Origin of the sequence: Streptomyces sp. NPDC047022 (assembly GCF_040644155.1) — a bacterium.
Classification (GTDB): domain Bacteria; phylum Actinomycetota; class Actinomycetes; order Streptomycetales; family Streptomycetaceae; genus Streptomyces.
The window spans coordinates 1-1053 of the sequence record NZ_JBEYVV010000114.1; the positions used below are offsets into that span (position 1 = coordinate 1).

General features: G+C 67.0%; 1 protein-coding gene. It reads right to left on the minus strand.

What is annotated here, in order from left to right; all coding sequences use genetic code 11:
- The coding region (gene ispG, locus ABZ845_RS31995; RefSeq protein ID WP_360987087.1) for a flavodoxin-dependent (E)-4-hydroxy-3-methylbut-2-enyl-diphosphate synthase at window positions 1-1052 on the minus strand (1052 nt) is incomplete at its 3' end.
- Between the last annotated feature and the right edge of the window lies 1 nt (window position 1053).

Sequence of the window (1053 nt, forward strand, 5' to 3'; positions counted from 1 at the left end):
ACGCCGTCCTTCTCCATCTGTTCGGCGATCTTCATCGCCTCCTCGATGAGGGTCTCCACGATCTTCGACTCGGGCACCGTCTTGATGACCTCGCCCTTCACGAAGATCTGCCCCTTGCCATTGCCGGAAGCCACACCCAGGTCCGCCTCACGGGCCTCCCCCGGCCCGTTGACGACACAGCCCATGACCGCCACCCGCAGCGGGACCTCCATGCCCTCGAGCCCGGCGGTGACCTCCTCCGCCAGCTTGTAGACATCCACCTGGGCACGCCCGCAGGACGGGCAGGAAACGATCTCCAGACCCCGCTGCCGCAGGTTCAGCGACTCCAGGATCGAGATGCCGACCTTGACCTCCTCCACCGGAGGCGCCGACAGAGAGACCCGGATCGTGTCACCGATGCCCTGCGACAGCAGCGCACCGAACGCAACCGCCGACTTGATCGTGCCCTGGAAGGCCGGACCCGCCTCCGTCACACCCAGATGCAACGGGTAGTCACAGCGCTCCGCGAGCTGGCGGTACGCCTCCACCATCACGACCGGATCGTTGTGCTTCACCGAGATCTTGATGTCGCGGAAGTCGTGCTCCTCGAACAGCGACGCCTCCCACAACGCCGACTCCACCAGCGCCTCAGGCGTGGCCTTGCCGTACTTCTGCAACAGCCGCCTGTCCAGCGAGCCCGCGTTCACACCGATCCGGACCGGAGTGCCGTGGTCCCTCGCCGCCTTCGCGATCTCCTTGACCTTGTCGTCGAACTGCTTGATGTTGCCCGGGTTCACCCGGACCGCCGCACAGCCCGCCTCGATCGCCGCGAACACATACTTCGGCTGGAAGTGGATGTCCGCGATCACCGGGATCTGCGACTTCCGCGCGATCACCGCCAGCGCGTCCGCGTCGTCCTGCGTGGGGCACGCCACCCGCACGATCTGACAGCCCGACGCCGTCAGCTCCGCGATCTGCTGCAGCGTCGCCCCGATGTCCGACGTACGCGTCGTCGTCATCGACTGCACCGACACCGGCGCGTCCCCGCCGACCGCCACCGACCCGACCTGGATC